Source organism: Paraburkholderia sp. D15 (assembly GCF_029910215.1).
In the GTDB taxonomy this organism is placed as follows: Bacteria; Pseudomonadota; Gammaproteobacteria; order Burkholderiales; family Burkholderiaceae; genus Paraburkholderia.
Genome location: NZ_CP110395.1, coordinates 2,152,621 through 2,173,280 on the forward strand (window position 1 = coordinate 2,152,621; position 20,660 = coordinate 2,173,280).

16 protein-coding genes and 1 pseudogene are annotated in these 20,660 nt (G+C 65.7%); 9 read left to right on the plus strand and 8 right to left on the minus strand.

The window, feature by feature from the left end:
• Positions 1-34: 34 nt before the first annotated feature.
• The gene (locus LFL96_RS09275; protein WP_281000405.1) at positions 35-1,000 is read left to right on the plus strand and encodes a D-aminoacyl-tRNA deacylase; all 966 of its coding nucleotides are present in this window, start codon (positions 35-37) and stop codon (positions 998-1,000) included.
• Positions 1,001-1,020: 20 nt separating this feature from the next.
• Here the strand turns inward: LFL96_RS09275 and LFL96_RS09280 are convergent, their stop codons facing one another.
• From LFL96_RS09280 to LFL96_RS09290, 3 genes are all read right to left on the minus strand, one after another.
• Positions 1,021-1,905, minus strand: coding sequence for an AraC family transcriptional regulator (locus LFL96_RS09280; RefSeq protein ID WP_281000407.1), 885 nt, complete (start codon positions 1,903-1,905; stop codon positions 1,021-1,023).
• Positions 1,906-2,157: 252 nt separating this feature from the next.
• Positions 2,158-3,459, minus strand: coding sequence for a UDP-N-acetylglucosamine 1-carboxyvinyltransferase (locus LFL96_RS09285; RefSeq protein ID WP_281000409.1), 1,302 nt, complete (start codon positions 3,457-3,459; stop codon positions 2,158-2,160).
• Positions 3,460-3,536: 77 nt separating this feature from the next.
• Positions 3,537-4,475 carry a LysR family transcriptional regulator gene (locus LFL96_RS09290; protein WP_281000411.1) on the minus strand — a complete coding sequence of 313 codons (939 nt, stop codon included), beginning with the start codon at positions 4,473-4,475 and terminating at the stop codon, positions 3,537-3,539.
• Between the two features lie 115 nt (positions 4,476-4,590).
• On the opposite strand from LFL96_RS09290, the gene LFL96_RS09295 reads away from it, so the two are divergent.
• From LFL96_RS09295 to LFL96_RS09305, 3 genes are all read left to right on the plus strand, one after another.
• On the plus strand, positions 4,591-8,130 hold the full coding sequence (locus tag LFL96_RS09295) for an ABC transporter ATP-binding protein (RefSeq protein ID WP_281000413.1): 3,540 nt from the start codon (positions 4,591-4,593) through the stop codon (positions 8,128-8,130).
• Positions 8,131-8,447: 317 nt separating this feature from the next.
• Positions 8,448-9,854, plus strand: a complete 1,407-nt coding sequence (locus tag LFL96_RS09300; protein WP_281000415.1) for a selenium-binding protein SBP56-related protein — start codon at positions 8,448-8,450, stop codon at positions 9,852-9,854.
• Entirely contained in the window at positions 9,851-10,531 is a 681-nt protein-coding gene (locus LFL96_RS09305; protein WP_281000417.1) for a hypothetical protein, read from the plus strand. Before LFL96_RS09300 ends, LFL96_RS09305 begins: the two co-directional genes overlap by 4 nt.
• Here the strand turns inward: LFL96_RS09305 and LFL96_RS09310 are convergent.
• The 5 genes and pseudogenes from LFL96_RS09310 to LFL96_RS09330 all read right to left on the minus strand — a co-directional run.
• Complete coding sequence (locus LFL96_RS09310; RefSeq protein WP_348638418.1) at positions 10,467-10,952, minus strand: DUF971 domain-containing protein; 486 nt, start codon at positions 10,950-10,952, stop codon at positions 10,467-10,469. The two genes, LFL96_RS09305 and LFL96_RS09310, sit on opposite strands and share 65 nt — an antisense overlap.
• The gene (locus tag LFL96_RS09315) at positions 10,949-11,986 is read right to left on the minus strand and encodes a HEAT repeat domain-containing protein (RefSeq protein ID WP_281000419.1); all 1,038 of its coding nucleotides are present in this window, start codon (positions 11,984-11,986) and stop codon (positions 10,949-10,951) included. Before LFL96_RS09315 ends, LFL96_RS09310 begins: the two co-directional genes overlap by 4 nt.
• Before the next feature lie 136 nt (positions 11,987-12,122).
• Entirely contained in the window at positions 12,123-12,368 is a 246-nt protein-coding gene (locus tag LFL96_RS09320) for a ferredoxin family protein (RefSeq protein WP_281000421.1), read from the minus strand.
• 13 nt (positions 12,369-12,381) lie between these two features.
• Positions 12,382-14,130 carry a fumarate reductase/succinate dehydrogenase flavoprotein subunit gene (locus tag LFL96_RS09325; protein WP_281000423.1) on the minus strand — a complete coding sequence of 583 codons (1,749 nt, stop codon included), beginning with the start codon at positions 14,128-14,130 and terminating at the stop codon, positions 12,382-12,384.
• 188 nt (positions 14,131-14,318) lie between these two features.
• Positions 14,319-15,062, minus strand: a pseudogene (locus LFL96_RS09330) (GntR family transcriptional regulator); the annotation flags it as partial.
• A gap of 428 nt (positions 15,063-15,490) precedes the next feature.
• Here LFL96_RS09330 and LFL96_RS09335 point away from each other — a divergent pair.
• The 5 genes from LFL96_RS09335 to LFL96_RS09355 all read left to right on the plus strand — a co-directional run bounded on the left by LFL96_RS09335 (position 15,491) and on the right by LFL96_RS09355 (position 20,591).
• Positions 15,491-16,903 carry a class I SAM-dependent methyltransferase gene (locus LFL96_RS09335; RefSeq protein WP_281000425.1) on the plus strand — a complete coding sequence of 471 codons (1,413 nt, stop codon included), beginning with the start codon at positions 15,491-15,493 and terminating at the stop codon, positions 16,901-16,903.
• Positions 16,900-18,222 carry an ATP-binding protein gene (locus LFL96_RS09340; RefSeq protein WP_281000427.1) on the plus strand — a complete coding sequence of 441 codons (1,323 nt, stop codon included), beginning with the start codon at positions 16,900-16,902 and terminating at the stop codon, positions 18,220-18,222. The genes LFL96_RS09335 and LFL96_RS09340 overlap by 4 nt, the downstream gene beginning before the upstream one ends.
• Before the next feature lie 37 nt (positions 18,223-18,259).
• A complete protein-coding gene (locus tag LFL96_RS09345; RefSeq protein WP_281000429.1) occupies positions 18,260-18,664 on the plus strand; it encodes a response regulator in 405 nt (134 codons plus the stop codon).
• 64 nt (positions 18,665-18,728) lie between these two features.
• Positions 18,729-19,739: a response regulator gene (locus tag LFL96_RS09350; RefSeq protein ID WP_281000431.1), complete on the plus strand. Its 1,011-nt coding sequence runs from the start codon at positions 18,729-18,731 to the stop codon at positions 19,737-19,739.
• 48 nt (positions 19,740-19,787) lie between these two features.
• The gene (locus LFL96_RS09355; RefSeq protein WP_281000433.1) at positions 19,788-20,591 is read left to right on the plus strand and encodes a lipid II flippase Amj family protein; all 804 of its coding nucleotides are present in this window, start codon (positions 19,788-19,790) and stop codon (positions 20,589-20,591) included.
• Positions 20,592-20,660: the final 69 nt, after the last annotated feature.

Genomic DNA, 20,660 nt, shown 5'->3' on the forward strand with positions numbered 1-20,660 from the left:
TTTCTGTAGAAGCGCGTTTTTATCGAGGATGGCCATGAACCTCATCAATCGTATCGTGCTGGCGTTTTGCGTCGACCCGTCGAAAGATCCCGTTTCGTCGCATGTGCTGGCGCGTCTGCTGGCCTCGGGCGCATTCGCGCCGGGGAGCGCGGAAGTGGACGGCCGCGCGGTGCAGCACGCGCAACTGGGCAGCGTGCGCTGCGACCTGCTGCAACTCGACGACGTGCTCAGCCACGACTATCCGCGCTATGCCCCTGTGCTCAACCAGCAGTTCGGCGATGCCGACGCGGTGATCGTCGTCAACTGGCACGAGGGCAAGAACGCGCCCGATCCGATCTTCACCGTGCAGACTACCGGCGACATGGAAACCGGCGCCTTCAGTCCGGTCGATCCGGTCATTACGCGCGCGCTGTTTCTCGCCGTCGAAGCGCAGCGCCAGAAGGCCGCGCTCGGCCAGTTCTCGACGTGGATGGAGGCGACCCACTGGTCCGGGCCGATGTACGGCGCCGAGTCCGGCAAGCTGCTGAGTCTGGTGAAACCGTCGGTGATCGATCTGGAGATCGGCAGCAGCCCGCGCGCGTGGTCGTATCCGGCTGCCGCCGAGGTGCTCGCGCGTGCGTTGCTCACGGCCTTCGTCGCGCCTGAAAAACCGAAGCTGTCGTTGCTGGGCATCGGCGGCACGCATTTCGAGGCGGGCTTCACGCAGTTGCTGCGCGACTATGGCGACACGCAAGGCATCGCGTTTTCGCATCTGTTGCCGAATCACTGGCTCGTCGCGCATCGCTATGAACTGTCGACGCGGCTGCCGGATCTGCTCGCCTGCGCCCGCTCGATCAAGGGCGGTGTCGATGCGGTTGCGTATCACGACAATCTGAAGAGCAGCTACAAGCATCAGGTGCAGAAGCTCGCGGCGGAACTCGGCGTGCCGGCGTTCTCGCATCGCAAGCTGAGAACGCCGGATATCGCCGAGTTGATTCGTGACGCGCGGGTCGAGTCGTGACGCGTGGCCGCACCACGTCTTCAACCGCCGCGCAGCGCCCGCGGCGGATAGCCGAAATGCTTCCTGAACGCGGTGGTGAACTGGCTATGCTGCGCGTAGCCGCACTCCAGCGCGACGGTGGTGATTTTCTGCGTGGTGGTCTTCAGCAGATGATGCGCGTGGCTCATGCGCGCATGCGTGAGAAACGCGTGCGGCGAGTGACCGAAGGTCGTCTTGAACTTGCGCAGAAAGTGGTAGCGGCTGAGATTCACGAGGCTCGCCAAGTCTTCGAGCCGCACCGCCTCGCCAAGATTCTCGTTCAGGTAGTCGCGCAGCAGCCTGGTTTGCGCGGCCGCGAAACGTCCACGCGTGGCGGGTGTGGCATCGTCCGTCGCGGCGAACGAGCCGAACGAGCGGAACGTGTTCAGCAAAATCCAGCTCATCAACCCGTCGACGCCGAGCAGCAGCGACTTGTCGGTCCAGTCGGCGAGCGCGATGCTGGCGGCCGCCGCGCTGATCACCGGCGACGCCTCCTGAAACACCTCCCGGAACGCGTAACCTTCGGGCGGCTGCCGCAGCGATTGCAGCAGGCTCTGCTCGAAGTTACGCGGATCGAAATACACGTGCAGGAAGTTCAGCCGCTCGGTGATCTGCCATTGCGACTGACCTTCGCCGATCGGAAACAGACAGACCGCGTCCTTGAAGCCGCGCCGCACGATCTGCCGGCCGTGCAACTGACTGCAATTCTCGCCGCCCGACAGATAGATGCTCAGCACGTTCTCGTTCGAACTTCGATACTCGGTCAGCGTATTGCGGCCGGTCCATTCCGATACGACGATGCCCGACGGCAAATGCATGGAGCGCACGAGTTCGGCACCGGCCGATTTCAGCGCGCCTCTGACGGTAATCGAGTTTGAAGACAGCATCTTGCACATGACCCGCTGATCGGCTGAAGGGAGCGTGGCGGGGAGCGCAAGCAGCCCGCCGGCCCGGAAAATGTCCGGCTATTGTGTCAGAAGATGAGCCGGAACAGGGGCGGGCCAGGCGGGTTAGTCAGCGTGCATAAGGCTTATTCAAAGCGCACACGTTTGCGCACGCATCGCGCATTGATTGCGGTTTTTTTGGGCACGATTCAGGGGCTTTTTTATCCGCATCCGCACGCTCGTACGCTCGCCTGGTCACTCGCTGCTCGTCCATTCGACGTTCGCTCCGACCGAACGCAGATTTTCGACGAAGCGCGGATGCGCGCGCCGGATCGGCAGCGCGTTCATGATTTCCGAACGGCCGTCGATACTCGCCGCGACCATCAGCAGCGCAATCGCCACGCGGATGATGTACGGACTCTCGACGCGCGCCGGCGTCAGCGTGAGACCGCCGAACGTGATGAGCCGGTGCGGATCGGAGAGGAACACATGCGCGCCGAACTTCGAGAGTTCGCTGGTCCAGCCCATCGCACCGTCGTAGACCTTGTTCCAGAACATCGCGCTGCCCTCGGCCTTGACGCCGAGCGCGACGAAGATGGGCAGCAGGTCGACCGGCACGTAGGGCCACGGCGCCGCTTCGACCTTGGTGAGAATGTTCTGCGTGAACGGGCGGCGTACGCGCAATGCGCCGCTGCTGTGCGCGCGCGACCAGCCGTCGCGATGCACGAGGTCGATGCCGAACTTCGCGAAGGTGCGGTCGATCAGCGGGAATTGCTCGGGTGCGGTGTTTTTCACCGCGATGTCGCCGCCGGTGATCGCGCCCAGCGCGAGGAAGGTGGCGATTTCGTGGAAGTCCTCGCTGAAGCGGAACTCGCCGCCGCCGAGCCGCTGGCCGCCGGTCACGCTGAGCCGCGACGTGCCGATGCCCTCGATGCGCACGCCGAGCAGCGCGAGAAAGCGGCAGAACTCCTGCACGTGCGGCTCGGAAGCCGCGTTGACGAGCGTCGAGGTGCCGTGCGCGGCGGCCGCGCATAGCGCGAAGTTTTCGGTGGTCGTCACCGACGCGTAATCGAGCCAGTGATCGTTGGCGGCCATGCGGCCGTCGTTGCGCACGATCAGCGAGTCGTCGGTGCGTGCGACGCGGGCGCCGAAGCGCTCGAAGACCTCGACGTGCGGATCGATCTCGCGCACGCCGAGCGTGCAGCCCTTCACGTCGCTCTCCAGCCGCGCCACGCCGAAGCGTGCGAGCAGCGGCGGCACCAGCATGATCGACGAACGCATCTCCTCGGGCAGCTTGTGCGTGGCCGGATCGAAGGCGGTGGCGTGGTGATGCAGATCGAGCACGCCGGTCGAGAAATCCACCGACACGTCGCTACCGAGCGTGCGGAAGATGTCGAGAATCTTCTTGACGTCGGTGATATCCGGCACGCCGATCAGGCGCACGGGCTGATTGGTGAGCAGGGTCGCGCAGAGAATGGGCAGCACGGCGTTCTTGTTGGCGGACGGGATGATTTCGCCGCGCAACGGCACGCCGCCGTGAACGATCAGATTGGACATGTTCGGAAAGCTTCGAGGAAAAAGACGCGAGGGCGTAATGATGCCATCGGATGCGAGGCGGGTGGTTTTCGGTGCGGCTAGCGGCCTGTCCCGATTGCCGCAACGGGGGCAGCGGATGGCTGGGCATCCGGCGCGGCCGCGACCGCCGCTTCCTCCCGCAAAAACGCCACCAGCGGCTCCAGCAGCTTGTGCCGGCGCTCCGGCTCGGCGCGCATCACGAAGCGCCACGAAGCCGGCCGCGACAGTCCCGGAAAGAGCCGGATCAGGCGTCCACTACGTAATTCCGCTTCGATCAGCGGCAGGCGCCCGAGTGCGATGCCGGCGCCGCCGATCGCCGCGCCCACCACCTGGCTGAAACCGCTATAGCGCACGATCTTGGTATCGAAGTCGGCGGGCAGGCCGAAATGCGCGGCCCAGTTGCGCCATTCGAGTTCGGGCGCGCGATCGTGGGTTTCCTGAAGCAGCCGGCACCGGCATACCGCTTTCGACGCGAGCGGATACAGATCCGGCCCGCACACCGGAAACACCTCTTCCTGGAACAGCACCAGATCGTCGTCGCGCACCTCGTCCGCGTGAATGTGGACGATCGCCAGATCGATGCCGTGGCGCGCGAAGTCCGGCTCGCCGTCGAGCGTGATCGCGTTGAGCGGCGTCTCGGGATGGCGCGCCGAAAACTCGGCGAGCCGGCGCGCCAGCCACAGCGCGGAGAACGAGCCGTTGGCCGACACCGTGAGCGTGCGCGGCACGCCCTTGACCTGCGCGCAGGCCTCCTCCAGCAGCGCCAGCGCGCGGCTGACGCCGGGCAGCAGATTCGCGCCCGCCGCCGTCAGGCTGATCCCGCCGACCCCCGTGCTGCGTTCGAGCAGGCGCGCGCCGAGCAGGTTTTCGAGGCCGCGGATCTGATGGCTGACCGCGCTGGTCGACACGTTCAGTTCGGCCGCGGCGCGCGCGAAGCCGCCGAGCCGCACGGCGGCCTCGAACGCGCGCAGCGACGCGAGGGGTGGAATATGGGACATGCGGGGTATTGTAGAAGACTCAACACCCGTTGAAAAACCATCTTTTGCCTCGCCGTGCGGGCGCCTGTAACGTCGCATCCATTCGATACGACAGACAATCCACAAGGGGCGATGCATGTATTTCGACAGCAGGTTATGGGCGATGCTGGCCGGGCTGAGACTGCGCGTGGCGGCGGCGGTCGGGCTCGGCCTCGCCGCGCTGGTGTTCGGCGTGTTGCGCTTCGTGTTTCTCGGGCGGATGCTGGCGCTCGCCTTCCAGGGCGCGCCGGTGCGCGAGGTCGCGCTGGCCGCGGCCGGCGTTGCCGTCTGCGTGCTGCTGCGCGCCGGGCTCGATCACCGGCGCGTGGTGCTCGCGCAAGGTACCGCCGGGCGCGTGCAGTCGGTGCTGCGCGCGCGGCTGTTCGATCGCCTTGCGGCGCTCGGACCCGCCTGGTTCGGCGCCGAGCGCACCGGCGGCGTGATGCTGGCCGTCATCGACGGGGTCGAGCAGTTGCAGACGTTCTTCGGCGCGTACGTGCCGCAACTGGTGATCGCGGCCTGCGCGCCGGTGCTGATCTTCGCGGTGCTGGCCTGGTGGGACGTGCCGACCGCCGCCGTGCTGCTGGTCGCGGCGCTCGTCACGCTCGCATTGCCGATGCTGGTCCACAACGCCGACCGGCAGGCGGCGCTCGCGCGTTCCAGGGCGTTCAAGGCGTTCGGCGAGGAATTTCTCGACGCGGTGCAAGGGCTGCCCACGCTGAAGGCGTTCGGCCAGAGCGGCGCGTTTGCCCGCAAGCTCGCCGAACGGGCGCGGGCATTGTCGAACAGCACGTTCTGGGTGCTGGCGCTCGGTCTGCTCACGCGCTTTTTCACCGACCTCGGCACGGGGCTCGGCGCGGCGGCCGCGATCGCCGTCGGCGGATGGCGGGTGAGCCACGGCGAGATGAGCCTGGAGGCGCTGCTGATCGTGCTGATGGCGGGCACGGAGGTATTCCGGCCGCTACGCGATCTGCGCGCGGTGCTGCATCAGGGGATGATCGGGCAGTCGGCGGCCAGCGCCATTCATGCGCTGCTCGAAGCACGCAGCGAGGCACCCGCCGCCGGCGGCGCGCAGGTCGCCGGCTTGAGCCCGGGCATCGCGTTCGAGGCGGTCGGTTTCAGCTATCCGGGCCGCCGTGCGGTCGCGCATGCCGGCTTGAGCTTCGCGATCGGCGCGGGCGAAACGGTCGGTATCGTCGGGCCGAGCGGCGCGGGCAAGTCGACGATCCTGCGTCTGCTGCTGCGTCAGCATGATGCGCAAAGCGGCACGATCCGCATCGGCGGGCAGGACATCCGCGCGCTCGATCCGGATCAGGTGCGCGGCATGATCGCGATCGTCGCGCAGGACACCACGCTGTTCGACGGCACGATCGCGGACAATCTGCGGCTCGGGCGTCCCGATGCCGGCGATGCGGACGTGATCGCCGCGGCCACGGCCGCCAACATCCACGACTTCATCGCGGCGTTGCCGCAAGGCTACGCGACGCGGATCGGCGAACGCGGCGCGACGCTCTCCGGCGGGCAACGGCAGCGCATCGCGATTGCCCGCGCACTGTTGCGCGATGCGCCGATTCTGGTGCTCGACGAAGCGCTTTCGGCCGTCGATGCGGAAAACGAAGCGGTGATCCAGCAGGCGCTCGACCGGTTGATGCGCGGCCGCACCACGCTGATCCTCGCGCACCGGCTGTCGAGCGTGATCGGCGCGGACCGGATTCTGGTGCTGGACCAGGGGCGCGTGGTCGAGAGCGGCAAGCATGCGGAATTGATCGCGCGCGACGGGGTGTACCAGCGCCTGATGGGACCGCAGGTCGCCGCGGCGGCTGTCGAGCGTCCGGCGCCCGCGCCGCGTACGGCAACGACGTCGCGCGCCACGGAGCCCGACGTGCGCGCGCTCGCCGCCGATGCCGCCGAAATCGGCTGGGCCGACACCTTGCGCAGTCTCTTGCGCTTCGTACGGCCGTGGCGCACGCAACTCACGCTGACGGTGCTGTGCGGGATCGGCCGGGTGCTGGCGTTTGTCGGTGTCGGGATACTCGGCGCGCTGGTGGTGGCGGGCATCGCATCGGGCAAGCCGGTGACGGCGCTGACCCTCGCGCTGCTCGTCAGCGCACCGGTCGCGGCGGCGTTGCACTGGCTGGAATCCTGGCTCGCGCACGACATGGCGTATCACCTCCTCTCCGAGATGCGTATCGCGCTGTTCGCCAAGCTCGAACGGCTCGCGCCCGCGTATCTTTTGCGCCGCCGCTCCGGCGATCTGGTCGCGCTTGCCACGCAGGACGTCGAAACCGTCGAGTATTTTTACGCGCACACGGTCGCCCCGGCGTTCGTCGCGGTGCTGGTGCCGGCCGCCGTGCTGGCGGTGCTGGCATGGGTCGCATGGCCGCTCGCGCTGGTGCTGTTGCCGTTCCTCGCGGTGGCGGGATTAACGCCGGTGCTGGCGCGCGGCAAGATCGACCGGCTGGGCGGCGCGGCGCGCGCGGCCTTGGGGCAGCTCGGCGCGCATCTCACCGAGACGATCCAGGGACTCGCGGAACTGATCGCGTTCCAGGCGGTGGGGCGCCGCCGCGCGGTCTTTCTCGACGATCTCGCGGCCTATCAGCGACAGCGTTCGGCATTGCAGGACGACCTGTCGCGGCAGAGCGCCGCGCTCGATATCGCCACCGGTCTCGGCGGTCTCGCGGTCGCCTTGCTCGGCGCGGTGCTGGCCGCGCGCGGCTGGTTCGCGCACGAGTGGCTGCCGCTGCTGGTGCTGGTCGCGGTGGCGGCCTTCATGCCGGTCGCGGAGATCGGTCAGGTCGCGCGCCAGCTGGCCGATACGATCGCGTCGACGCGCCGGCTGCATGTCGTCGAGTCGGAGCCGGAACCGGTCGTCGACGGCGATCTGCCGGTGCCGGCGAATCCGGAGGTGCGTTTCGATGCGGTGAGCTTTGCGTATCCGGGACGCCGCGAAGCCGCGCTCAGCGACGTGAGCTTCGCGGTGCGGCCGGGCAGCACGATCGCGCTGGTGGGCGCTTCGGGTGCGGGCAAGTCGACGCTCGCGAATCTGCTGTTGCGGTTCTGGGACCCGCGCGAGGGACGCATCACGCTGGGCGGCGTGGATCTGCGCCGCCTGCACCCGGACGGTTTGCGGCAGCACATCGCGCTGGTCGCGCAAGACACCTATCTGTTCAACGACACGCTGGAGGCCAACATTCGCCTGGCCGGCCGCGACGTGTCCGATGCCGACGTGCGCCGGGCGCTCGAACGCGCGGCGCTCAGCGAGTTCATCGAGGCACTGCCGGAAGGGCTCGCGACGCGCGTCGGCGAACGCGGCGTGCAACTGTCGGGCGGACAGCGGCAGCGCGTGGCGATTGCGCGCGCGTTTCTGAAGGATGCGCCGATCCTCATCATGGACGAAGCGACCTCGCATCTCGACACGATCAGCGAGCAGCAGATCCGCGCTGCGCTGGAGGAATTGATGTCGCAACGGACGTCGATCATCATCGCGCACCGGCTGTCGACGATTCAAGGCGCGGACACGATTCTCGTGATGGACGCGGGGCGCGTGGTCGAAGCGGGCAGTCACGCGCAACTGCTGGCGGCCGGCGGTGCGTATGCGCGGCTCGTCGCGAACCAGTCGTCGATGGTGGCGGCCTGACAAGCCGGGCGCGGCGCGACGGTTGTCGATCGTCGATCGCCGCATAGCTGCCGCAAACGGGTTCGACTGGCCCGCATTCCGCGCGGCGGCAACCTGTCCCTTCTGGTAGTGGCCGTTCGTCAGGCGCGCCGGTATCGTCTCGTGTCTTAGCCGCAGCGGCGCGGTTCAGGTTTGCGCCCGCCGCTCCCGTGGACTACAAATCTAAACCGGAGCGCAGCCGCGCGCGTTACCCCGCGCGCGCTGCCGACACGCTTTTCGGCATTCCCCGCAACCCGTTACCCCGGGTTTCGAATCCCACCGATAAGGAGACGTCCGTCATGGGTATGCGCCCAGATCCCACCTTCCACGCCTCGCCCCGGCTCGCGATGGAGGCGCCGCCGGAAGACTACGCGTACACGCTGCTCCTCAGTCCCGACTTCTCGCAACCGGACGCGCTCGCGGTAATCGACGTGAAGCCCGGCTCGCCGACCTACAGTCAGGTCGTGCACACGGTGACCATGCCGAATACCGGCGACGAGTTTCATCACTTCGGCTGGAATGCGTGTTCGTCGTCGCTGTCGCCGCTGAGCGGTCATGCGTTTCTCGAACGGCGCTATCTGATCATTCCTGGGCTGCGTTCCTCGCGCATCTACGTGGTGGATACGAAGCCGCATCCGACCCAGGCGCGCATCCACAAGATCATCGAACCCGACGAAGTGTTCCGCAAAACCGGCTACTCGCGCCCGCACACCGTGCATTGCGGACCCGAGGGGATTTACGTGAGTACGCTGGGCGGCGCGGGCAAGGACGGCACCGACGGGCCGCCGGGCATTTTCATCATGGATTGCGAGACCTTCGAGGTGCTGGGCCGCTGGGAGATCGATCGCGGCGCGCAGGAGAAGCACTACGATTTCTGGTGGAATCTGCCGCGCGATTACATGGTGTCGAGCGAGTGGGGATTGCCGCCGCAATTCGAAAACGGCATCGTGCCGGAAGACCTGCTCGCGAATCGATACGGCCACCGTCTGCACTTCTGGGATCTGCGCGCGCGCCGCAACGTGCAGACACTCGACCTCGGCGCGAACCATCAGATGGCGCTCGAAGTACGGCCCGCGCACGATCCGGGCCGCGAATACGGCTTCGTCGGCGTGGTGATCGACACCACCAATCTGGAAGGATCGATCTGGACGTGGTGGCGCGAAGGCGGGCAGTTCCATATCGAGAAGACCGCGACGATTCCGGCCGAACCGGCTGCCGCCGAACTGTTGCCGCCGCTGTTGCAGGGCTTCGGCGCGGTGCCGCCGCTCGTCACCGACATCGATCTTTCCATCGACGACAAATTTCTCTACGTCGCGTGCTGGGGCACCGGCGAGCTGCGGCAGTACGACGTGACCGAGCCACGCAAGCCGAAGCTGACGGGCTCGGTGCATATCGGCGGAATTGCGCGGCGCGCGCCGCATCCGAATGGGCAACGCTACGGCGGCGGTCCGCAGATGGTCGAGATCAGTCGCGACGGCAAACGCGTGTACTGGACCAACTCGCTCTATTCGAGCTGGGACGACCAGTTCTATCCGGACGGCGTGCCGGCCGCCAAGGTGATGGCGCACGTGGAGCCGAACGGCGGCCTCTTTCTCGACAAGGACTTCTGGGTCACGTTTCCGGATGGCTACCGCTCGCATCAGATTCGCCTCGAAGGCGGCGACTGTTCGACGGATTCGTTCTGTTATCCGTCGGTGGGCAGTTGAGCGGCGTGGCCTGGTCGCAGACCGGGCTGTGGCTGGCCGTGCTCGCGAGCGGCCTCTATCACGGCCTGAATCCGGCGATGGGCTGGCCGCTCGCGGTATCGAGCGGTCTGATGCAGCGGCGCGGCCAGGCGTTGTGGCGCGCGCTGCTGTATCTCGCGGCCGGTCATGTGCTGGCGATGTTCGCGGTGATGCTGCCTTTCGCGATGCTGGCCGTATTGCTCGCGTGGCAGCGGCAGATTCAGGCCGGCGCGAGCGTGCTCGTGATCGGCTTCGGCGCGTGGCTGCTGGTGCAGAAACGGCATCCGCGTTTTCTCGCGCGGATCGCGCCGTCGAAACTCGCGCTGTGGTCGTTCGCGGTGGCGATCGCGCATGGCGCTGGCTTGATGCTGGTGCCGGTTTATCTCGGGCTGTGCCGCGCGTACGGGATGGATCGCGCGCATCGCGCCGCGCAGACGCTGATCGACGCGAATCTGCGCATGGCCTTGCTGGTGTCCGCCGCGCATGCGGCTGCGATGATGCTGGCCGGCGGTACGCTGGCCTGGCTGGTGTATCGCTACCTCGGGCTCAAGTTCGTGTCGCGGAGCTGGTTCAATCTGGATGCGGTCTGGGCAGTCAGTCTCGTGCTGGTCGGGACGTTGTCGCTGGCGGTGCTGGCCGTGGATGGGTTCGGGGCGTAAGCGCGTCGTGGGTGGCGGCGGGAGGCAAGTTGTCCGCGTTGTCCGCGTTGTCCGTGACGTCGTCCGCGTCGTCGTCCGTGACGGCAGGCAGCGCGGAGAAATACGGCCACGGGAAAATGCCACGGTCGTGGCCGTCGCTGAAGATCAGTTGCGCACCGTAGCCCATTGGGCGGATTTCGGTGACGCGGATTGCAGCGGCGGTGTTTGCCTTGGTGCCAGTATCGGCATCGGTGTCTATGCCGGCGTTGGCGCTGGCGCTCCGCGCCAGTTGAAAGGTTCCCGCGTCACCACGCTGCCGGCGGCATCCCGCGCATGGGCAGGCATCGCGCAACATCCCATACGCGATTCGCTGCACGCTGCCGTCCGGCCAACGGAGCGTCATTGCGCGTGCATCCAGTCCAATCTCGTCGGGCACGTTCATCGTGTGGTTTCCTCGATCTGTTGCAACGCGATCCGTACTGCCTTGCGTACGTCGGGGTCGGCGTCGTTCAGTGCGTGGTTCAGCGCGTCGAGCGTGGCGGGGTCGCGCAATTCGCCCAGTGCGAGCGCGGCTTCCTTGCGCAGATTGCTGATCGCATTCGTCAACAACGCGGCGATCGGCAACGCGGCACGGCGCTCGCCGAGTACGCCCAAGGCACGCGTGGCGCGCAGGCGGACTTGCCACCAGTCGTCGTCGAGGGCGGCGATCAGTGCATCGAGCGCGGTGAGGGCGCGCAGTTTGCCGAGTGTCGTCGCGGCTTCCTCGCGGACCTGCCAGACAGGATCGTGCAACGCGTGCAGCAGCGCGGCGATAGTCGGCGTGTCTGATTCCGGCGAGGACGTTGACGTTGAAGCCGAAGCCGAAGCCGAAGCCGAAGCAAAGCCCAACGCCCCGACCGCCGCACGTCGAATATCCGCATTGACGTCCGACGTGACAAGCCGGGCCAGCGGGCCGAGCGCGCGCGGATCTTTCAGCCAGCCGAGCAGCACGACGGCCTCGGTACGCACCGAATCGTCCTGATGATCGAGCGCGTGCAACGCGGGCTCCAGCGCGTCGGCATGGCGCAGTTCGCGCAAACCACGCAGGACAGCCGCCTGCACGAACGGCTCGGCGTGATCCGCCCAGCGCCGCAGCACCGGCGCGCACGCGGCGTCCTTCAGCGCGGACAGGCTGTGCGCGGCCGCCGCGCGGACATCGTCATCGGTATCGAGCAACGCGTGGCACAACGCGTCGGCGATCCACGGTTCTTCCCACGAGCCGAGCACGCGCGCGGCCTCGCGTCTCACCTCGGCGGACGCATCGTGCGCCAGCGCATGCGCGATCAGCGGCAACGTCTCCGGGTCTTCGAGATCGGCCAGTTCGAGCAGCGCGATCCGGCGCACGACCGGGTCGGCATCGGCAAGACGCGGCAGCAGCGCGGCGGCTTCGGGGGCGAGCGCATCGGGATCGTGGCTCAACAACGTGGAGTGGGTCATCAGCGGGGAGGGCGTTCGAGCGCCCTGAATGGTTGGAGTGGCGCCGGCACGTGCGCGGCCGGCGTCGCGTGGCGCTGCGGGGCTGCGGCGCGAGCGTTGCGCGCTATCGCGCAAGATCGCGAGCGCCGCGCGCGCCTCAGCGCAGCAGATACGGAATCTCGACCTTCACCGCGCCGGTCGGGCAATCCTGTTCGCAGGGCATGCAGTACCAGCATTCGTCGAACTGCATGTAGGCCTTGCCCTTGCGCACGTCGATCGCGAGCAGATCCAGCGGGCACACGTCGACGCACACCGTGCAGCCCTTGTCCGCGATGCATTTGCTTTCGTCGATCGTGACGGGCGCGCTGCTGCGCTGAAAAATCTCATGAGGCGTATAGGACATGGCGGGAATTCCTTCAAACGGTGGCATCGGCGAGCGAGCGGTTCGTCGCGTCGGGGATGCGCAGGTTGCGATACGAGTCGACTTCGGCGTCGGCGAGCGCCACCACGTACGGTTCGACCGCGCGCTTCTCGCTGACCATGCGGCCCGCGTCGTCCTTGCGCAGATGCGTGTGGCAGAACCACTGCGCGTCGTCGCGCTGCGGAAAATCGACCCGATGGTGGTACAGCCCCCAGCGGCTCTCGGTGCGAAACAGCGACGCGCGCGCGGCCATTTCCGCGCAGTCGCGGATCGCGCGGACTTCCGCGGCGCGCATCAGCTCGTGCGGATTGGCGGCCTTGATCGCGTCGATGTCGCCGGCGATCTCGGCGAAGCGTTGCAGGCCGAGTTCCATCTTGCGCGTGACCTTCGGCGGTTGCAGATAGTCGTTGACCATGCGGCGCAGCTTGTACTCGACCTGCGACGGCGCGAGCCCGTTCTCCCGTTCGAGCGGCGCGTAGATGCGCGCGCGTTCTTCGTCGATCTGTTGCTGATCGGGCGGGGCGTGTTCGCGGCCCGCGACGTACGCGGCGGCGTTCTGTCCGGCGAACCAGCCGTAGGTGAACGCGCCGAGCATGTAGTTGTGCGGCACGGCGGCCATGTCGCCGGCGGCGTAAAGACCCGGCACGGTGGTTTCGGCGCGCGCGTTCACGTACACGCCGGACGCGCTGTGGCCGCTGCAAAAGCCGATCTCGGAGATGTGCATCTCGACCATCTGCTGCCGGTAGTCGGTGCCGCGCCCTTCATGGAAACGGCCGCGGCTCGGGCGTTCATTGGTGTGCAGGATCTGCTCGATGGTCTGGATGGTTTCCTCGGCGAGATGGTCGAGCTTGAGGAATACCGGGCCGTTGCCGCTTTGCAGTTCCTGGTAGAACTCCCACATCATCTGACCGCTCCAGTAATCGCATTCGATGAAGCGTTCGCCCTTGCCGTTGGCCGTGAAGCCGCCGAGCGGACCGGTCACGTACGCGCAGGCGGGGCCGTTGTAGTCCTTGATCAGCGGGTTGATCTGGAAGCATTCGAGGTTCGCGAGCGCGGCGCCCGCGTGATAGGCCATCGCGTAGCCGTCGCCGGCATTGGTGGGGTTTTCGTAGGTGCCCATCAGATAGCCGGAGGCCGGCAGACCGAGACGGCCGGCCGCGCCGCACGCGAGGATCACCGCTTTCGCGCGCACCACATAAAAGTCCGCGCTGCGGCAGTCGAAGCCGAGCACGCCGCAGACGTTGCCGTGCGCGTCCTTCAGGAGACGCGTCGCGACGATCCGGTTGGTGATCGCCACGCGCGCGCGTTTGAGCTGGCGGTACAGCACTTTCTTGATGTCGTGGCCTTCGGGCATCGGCAGCACGTACGAGCCCATGTGGTGCACCTTTTTCACCGCGTAGTCGCCGGTGCCGTCCTTCTCGAACTTCACGCCCCAGCGGTCCAGTTCCTCGATCGTCGTGAAGCTGTGTTTCGCGTACGCGTAGACGGCTTCCTGATCGACGATGCCGTCGTTGGCGATGGTGATCTCGCGCGTGTACTGCTCGGGCGTCGCGTGGCCGGGAATCACCGCGTTGTTCAGGCCGTCCATGCCCATCGAGATCGCGCCGCTGCGCTTGACGTTGGCCTTTTCCAGCAGCAGCACCTTCAGCGCGGGGTTGCTTTCCTTCGCCTTGATGGCGGCCATCGGGCCGGCCGTGCCGCCGCCGACCACGACGACGTCGTATTCGAGAATGTGGGTGTTCATCGTGCCTGTCATCGTGTTTGTCCTCGCGTGGGGCGGGTTGTCTTTGGACGAGTCGTGCGGGTCGCAGCGGGTGGTTTCGCGGGCGTCGTGGCGACGGTCGCGTTGGCCTTGCTGTTGCCGTTGCTGTTGTCGTTGCCGTTGCCGCTGTCGATGTCGCTGTCGCTGGAACTGCTTGCGGGCTTCGCGGTTTTTTCCCGGTCGATGCGCAGCCGGTACTGGAACGCGTCGCCGCGGAAATACAGATGTTCGTAGTCGAGCGGTGCGCCGTCGGCGTCGTGCGTCAAACGGTCGATGCGCAGCACCGGGCTGCCTTCGTCGACGCGCAACGCGTCCGCGATGTCCTGATCGGCGAGCGTCGCGTCGATTGCGACATCCGCGTGACCGAGCGGCACGCCGCAGTCGTTTTCGAGAATCAGGAAGATGTCGCGCGTGGTCAGATCGGCGCTCGCCAGACGCTTGCCGAGCGCTTCCGGCAGCCACGTCAGTTCGAGCGACACCGGCTCGCGATTGAGCAGCCGCACACGATGAATCTCGACGACCGGCGCACCTTCGTCGAGATTCAGGCGCGCGGCGATCTGGCGACTGGCTTCGACCACGCGGAAGCTGCGCAACTGGTTGACGATTTCGTGACCCATCGCGGCCATCGCCTCCGCGAAGCCTTGCAGCGAGCTGACGTTCTGGAACGCCTTCGGCTTGGAGACGAAGGTGCCCTTGCCGTGCAGCTTGAACAGCAGGCCTTCCTTCTGCAGATCGCCGAGCGCCTGGCGCACGGTGATGCGGCTCACGCCGAACATCGCGCAGAGTTCGTGTTCGGACGGCATCTGGCTGTGCGGCGCGTAGCTGCCGTCGAGGATGCGGGCGCGCAGGGCGTCCTTGATCTGCGCGTAGAGCGGCGCGGGGGCGAGCGGGATGAGTTGGGCGGCGGGCGGCATGGTTCGGCTTTGGTTCGGCTTTGGGTTCGGCTTTGGGTTCGGCTTTGGGTTCGAGCAGGCTTGATCATAACTTGTTATAACAAGTTAAGCAGCAGTCTAGGGGAGCGTCCCGCGCGGAGCCAACCAAGTATTTCTGCTATCGATCTGCGCAATCGTGGCAGCGCGCCGATCGGGCATGGTGCGTCGCACACCTGGATCGCCCGCACCACGCCGGATTGCCATTCGAGCATGCACCGAGCATGCGCCGGCGTGCATCTCCCGAGGCCTCTGACGCCCGCCCGTCGTGCTTCGCCGGACTGCGTCAACGCGCGAATCCGCATAGGACGACAGCATTCTTTTTTATCAGTAGAATCCTGCCATCGTCATCGTCCGTTTTTGCTCCGAAACCGGCCTTCAGGCTCTCGTGGTACTTACCCGGCCGCAATACTGTGTATTCCAAAACGCAAATCGATCCGGTAGTTAGTTTTCTCAACTCGCAGGGCGAGCAGGTACGGGGCACGATCATCAATCTTCAGCGCAAGTCGCTGGTGATGGAGGTCTACAACCCGTATTCGATCGTCCAGGTCAGCGAGGTGCTGAGCGACCTGTCCGTCAAGATGGGCGTGGACCACGCTTATTCGGGCAAGGCGGTCGTCATCAGCATGGTCAACACCGGCCTGACCGCCATCGTCTCGGTGACGCTGATCGCCGAGTGGCGCGAACTGAGCGGCGGCACGCTGGAGGCGCGCACGGTGGGCGAAGAGGCCCGCCGTTTCGTGCAGGGCTGGGCCGAACGTTTCCAGATTCGCCGCGACTACCAGATCGCAGTCAACCAGATCCGGGCTTTCCTGTCGGACATGTCGCGCTGGGTCGAGCAGGCCGACCTGGCGGACACCATGCCGAAGGACGGCAAGGCGCTGCGCGAGGACTTCTTCTTCGAGCTGGCTTCGCCGCTGATGGAAAGAACCAAGGTCTTCTTCGACGAATTCGAAGGCGAAGCACGCCTCGTCGACGAGGAACTGGCGCCGGCGCACCGTGCCTTTGCCCAGGCCGCGCTGCATCCGCTGCTGCTGCGCTCGCCCTTCGTCTTCCGCACCTTCACGAAACCGCTCGGCTATGCCGGCGACTACATGATGGTCAACCAGATGCTCGACGATCCGCGCCAGGGGCCGAGCACGTATTTCCAGATCGTCAACGCGGCTTTCCTGCAGACGGCGGTGGCGCGGGCGCACCGCAATCGCGTCGAACTGCTGGTGAACTACCTGACCCGGATTGCGAATGACGCGCGCGCCGCGGGGCGGCCGTTCCGCGTGCTGAATGTCGGCTGCGGTCCCGCTCAGGAAATCCAGCGCTTCATCCGCGAATACGACGAACCGGAATGGCTGAATTTCGAACTGCTCGACTTCAGCCAGGAGACGCTGGACTGGACCCGCGACCAGTTGGCGTCGATCGCGCAGAAAGCGGGCAAGCGCATGACGATCAACTTCACGCACGAGTCGGTCCACCATCTGCTCAAGCGCCGGATCGACGCCGACGCGCCCGACGTGCGCGAGTTCGACGCGGTGTATTGCGCGGGGCTGTTCGACTATCTGTCCGACAAGGTCTGCGCGCGGCTGAACCAGCATTTCGCGAGCCGCACCCGGCCAGGCGGCCGCCTTCTCGTCACCAACGTTCACGCCGACAATCCGGAGCGCTTCAGCATGGAGCACGTGCTGGAGTGGTACCTGATCTACCGCAACGAGGCGCAGATGGCCGAGATCATGCCGGAGAGCGGCGGCGAGCCGCGCCTGTACACGGACGCCACCGGCGTCAACGTGTTTGCCGAGGCGGTGATCGGCCAAGCCACCCATAACCTGACATGACAACGTCCCTGACTGGGCTGCAGTCGAACTATCGCGAGGAACTGCGCGATTACCGTTTGCTGTGCAGCAAGGCCGGCGGCCTGACCGTGATCCTGCTGGTGCTGATGGGCGTGGTGCTCGACTACGTCGTGTATCCGGACGAGCAGAAGCGTTTCGCGATCGTTCGGGTGCTGACCAGCGTGGCGATCGGTCTCGCCTTGCTCTCGCTTTATACGAAAGCGGGCAGGCGGCATGTGCAGATCATCACCTTCTTCTGGCTGCTGCTGCCGCAGGCGATGATCTCCTGGATGATTTATGCCACACAGGGCGGCGACTCGCTGTTCTATGCCGGGCTGATGCTGACGATCTTCGCGGTCGGGATACTGTTTCCGTCCGGCTACTGGCAGACGCTGGCATTCGGCCTCGCGACGGTGGCGTTCTACTACGTCGCCTGTACCGCGCATCCGGGTGAAATGCAGAACCCGAGCAAGTTCGAGTTCCAGCTCATTCTGATCTTCTTCTGCGCGGTGGCCAGTTCCATCTACACGTACTTCAACGAGAAAGGGCGCTTCCAGCTGTTCCGGCTCAAGGACGAAGTGGCGCACAAGAACGACCAGCTCGCCCGCACCAACGCAAACCTCGCGCAGATCAAAGGCCAGTTGTTGCAGCAGGAGAAGATGGCGGCGATCGGCACCTTGTCCGCGGGGCTGCTTCACGAAGTCAACAACCCGGTGAACTTCTGTCTGATGGCCATTGAACTGGCGATGGAAGAGCCGCAGGCGAAGGAAAGCCCGTCGCTGCAGGAATGCCTGACGGATGCGAAGCAGGGCATGCACCGCATCCAGCACATCGTGTCGGACCTGAAGACTTTCGCCTATCGCAAGGAGGACGTGCCGTTCCTGTTCGAGAAGGCGCTCGATTCGTCGATCCGCCTGAGCGCGCACGAGTTGCGCGGCGTGAAGATCACGCGCGACATCCCGGCCGACACCCTCGTGCTGGGCGACGAAGCCGCCATCATCGGCGTGCTCATCAATCTGTTCTCGAATGCCGCGCTGGCCATGCAACAGGCCGGCACGACCGCGCCGAACGTCCATGTCGAGGCGCATTGGAACGAGGACCGCTTGCACGTCAATGTGCGCGACAACGGCCCGGGGATCGCCGCCGAGAATCTGGCGCGGGTGTTCGAGCCATTTTTCACGACCCGCGAGATCGGTCAGGGCCTGGGGCTGGGCCTGTCCATCAGTTATGCGGTGATCGAGCGGCACGGCAGCACGCTGTATGCGGAGAGCCAGTTGGGCGAATGGACCGCGTTCAACTTCGACCTGCCGCGCGTCGATTGACGCCGGGTGATGTCAGGCAATACCGGGTAATACCGAAATGAGCGAGACCCAACCAGTACGACCGACCGTCGTTTATGTCGACGACGAGGAGATGGCCCGCAAGTACTTTGCGCGCGCGGCCAGCGGCGACTACGAAGTGCTGCTCGCCGGCGGCGCGGATGAGGCGTGGTCGATCCTGCGCCAGGAGGGCGCACGGGTGGCGGTTCTCGTGACCGACTTCCGCATGCCGGGGCGCCATGGCGGCGACCTGTTGCGGCAGGTTGCCCAGCACTATCCGCATATCGTGCGGATTCTGGTGACGGCCTATGCGGACAAGGACGCGCTACGGGAAGCGGGCAATGCCGGCGACGTGTTTCGAATCCTGGAGAAGCCGCTTGGCGTGGGCACGGTCCGCGAGGTGCTGGCTTCGGCGACAAAGGCCCCCGGATTGCGACCGGAGTGATGCCCGAACGGGCGCAGCGTTGGGGTTAAAGAATTTCTAAGGATCGAATGCACAGGAGTTACCCATGAGCACCACGATTGCCAATCAGACACCGCCCCCGGCGATTCTGTTCGTTGATGACGAAGCCACCTCCGTCAAATACTTCGAGCGCGCCATCGGTGCGATCGCGCCGGTGGTGACGGGCGCCTCCGTCGAGGAAGGCAAGCGCATGCTGGATGCCCACGCCGAGAGTCTCGCCGTCCTGGTGTCCGACCAGCGGATGCCGGGCGAGTACGGCAACGAACTGCTGCGCTATGCGCGCGAGCGCTATCCCCACATCGTGCGGATTCTGACGACCGCGTATTCGGAACTGGAGCAGACCGTCGAAGCGGTCAATCAAGGCCAGATCCATCGGTACATCAAGAAGCCGTGGGATATCGCGGCGTTGCGCATGGAGATGAAGCAGGCGCTGGAGCTCTCGGGGCTGCGCAGGGAGCGCGACCAGCTCGTGCGGGAGAAGCTGGGCGTGTTGCAGACGCAGACGCTGGCGAGCCGCATCGGTACGGTTCATACGTTGTGCGTGAGCTTGATCGGCCCGGGGCGGTTTCAGCCGATGGAGACGTATCTCGCCGGGACGGAGCTGGCCGGAACGCGCAATGCGGAGCCGGACTGGCAGCGGATGGACTACGCCGATCTGATGCGCGCGGAGAGCGAGTGCAGCGGCAGCTTCGGGCATGCGCTGGGAACGCGGTTGGCGGAATTGCGCACGCGCTATGCGGGTCGTGGCGCGGCGGAGGCGGTGCAGGTTTTCGCGGAGGTGCTGGGCGGCTCGGTGCGGGGCGATGGCGATGCGCTGGTGTGGAATACGCCGGACACGCTGAGCGAGTTCTTGACGCGGCCGGTGGGGCAGGCGGTGTCGGACGAGCACGCTGCATGGCTGGCGGGATTGCTGTGGCTCGAAGAGACGGGCGGCGCTTTGCGGTTCGGGCGGGAAGGGGAGGCGATCGTTTGCCGCGCGGGAGCGCGGGCGGATGGGTTTGCGAAGGATCGGCTGGCGGTGTGGATCGAGCGGTTTTCGGAGGTGGTGGGGGGATAAGCGGTGGCGCGGGTGTCAATCTGAGACGGAAGGAAGTTATTCAATCGTATGGACACTCAGCTTTTGGTCATATGTGGGCTGACCTTCGTCATTCACGTGATCGCGACACTGGCTTACGCCGTGCGGATTGCAGGTGTTCGAACGCGGCGTATCGCCGTGTCATTTTCGCTGTTCGGGATCATCGCCCTGGTTTCCCGAACGGCTAACTCCTTCCAGGGGCCGTTCATCGCGAAGCGGGTCGAGATGGATATCGCACATCACGCGGGGCGTGGTTTGCTGGGTGACTTCCGGCTTTTTCTGCTGACCGCCACGGCGGCAAGCATTGCCGGCGCGTTTCTGATTCCCACCTTCCAGCGTTATTTCAGTCGCGCCGTCGATCACTTTCACGCCAATCGCTCCATTCCGCGTCTGTTACTCCATATATTCAGTCGTGGGGGCATCAACTACCTCCGGATTGGAGCACGGCTTCCGTCCCGGCATAACGTGACGCAACTCGCGTCCGGCGCAGGCGTTTCCCGGAAAGTCATCGGACTTAATGTCATTGCGATGGCGATCTGGACGGTGGGCGTGTTCGCGTCGCTGTACGCCGGTTATCTGAAGCCGGAATTGCGAGTTACGTGCGCGAATCTGTCGTCGGTGATCAACGGATTCGCGACCGTGGTGCTGGCGGTGGTCATCGACCCGCAGGTTTCGGTCATGACGGACGATGTCATCGAAGGGCGCGTTGCGGAGAATGGCTTTCGGCGCGCTATTACGACGCTTGTGGGGGCTCGTGTTGTTGGGACGTTGCTGGCGCAGGTGCTGCTTGTGCCGGCGGCATTGGTTATTGTGCGGGTGGCTGAGATTATCTAGGTAGTGGTTTTTTACGGCGATCGGTAAGCAGCTATTGTCGCGAGTATCGCGCCGACGGATACAGGCAAG

Excerpts from the sequence above, each read along its gene's own strand:
- LFL96_RS09275 (WP_281000405.1), top strand. The coding sequence starts at position 35 with ATGAACCTCATCAATCGTATCGTGCTGGCGTTTTGCGTCGACCCGTCG.
- LFL96_RS09280 (WP_281000407.1), bottom strand. The coding sequence starts at position 1,905 with ATGCTGTCTTCAAACTCGATTACCGTCAGAGGCGCGCTGAAATCGGCC.
- LFL96_RS09285 (WP_281000409.1), bottom strand. The coding sequence starts at position 3,459 with ATGTCCAATCTGATCGTTCACGGCGGCGTGCCGTTGCGCGGCGAAATC.
- LFL96_RS09290 (WP_281000411.1), bottom strand. The coding sequence starts at position 4,475 with ATGTCCCATATTCCACCCCTCGCGTCGCTGCGCGCGTTCGAGGCCGCC.
- LFL96_RS09295 (WP_281000413.1), top strand. The coding sequence starts at position 4,591 with ATGTATTTCGACAGCAGGTTATGGGCGATGCTGGCCGGGCTGAGACTG.
- LFL96_RS09300 (WP_281000415.1), top strand. The coding sequence starts at position 8,448 with ATGGGTATGCGCCCAGATCCCACCTTCCACGCCTCGCCCCGGCTCGCG.
- LFL96_RS09310 (WP_348638418.1), bottom strand. The coding sequence starts at position 10,952 with ATGAACGTGCCCGACGAGATTGGACTGGATGCACGCGCAATGACGCTC.
- LFL96_RS09315 (WP_281000419.1), bottom strand. The coding sequence starts at position 11,986 with ATGACCCACTCCACGTTGTTGAGCCACGATCCCGATGCGCTCGCCCCC.
- LFL96_RS09320 (WP_281000421.1), bottom strand. The coding sequence starts at position 12,368 with ATGTCCTATACGCCTCATGAGATTTTTCAGCGCAGCAGCGCGCCCGTC.
- LFL96_RS09325 (WP_281000423.1), bottom strand. The coding sequence starts at position 14,130 with ATGAACACCCACATTCTCGAATACGACGTCGTCGTGGTCGGCGGCGGC.
- LFL96_RS09340 (WP_281000427.1), top strand. The coding sequence starts at position 16,900 with ATGACAACGTCCCTGACTGGGCTGCAGTCGAACTATCGCGAGGAACTG.
- LFL96_RS09345 (WP_281000429.1), top strand. The coding sequence starts at position 18,260 with ATGAGCGAGACCCAACCAGTACGACCGACCGTCGTTTATGTCGACGAC.
- LFL96_RS09350 (WP_281000431.1), top strand. The coding sequence starts at position 18,729 with ATGAGCACCACGATTGCCAATCAGACACCGCCCCCGGCGATTCTGTTC.
- LFL96_RS09355 (WP_281000433.1), top strand. The coding sequence starts at position 19,788 with ATGGACACTCAGCTTTTGGTCATATGTGGGCTGACCTTCGTCATTCAC.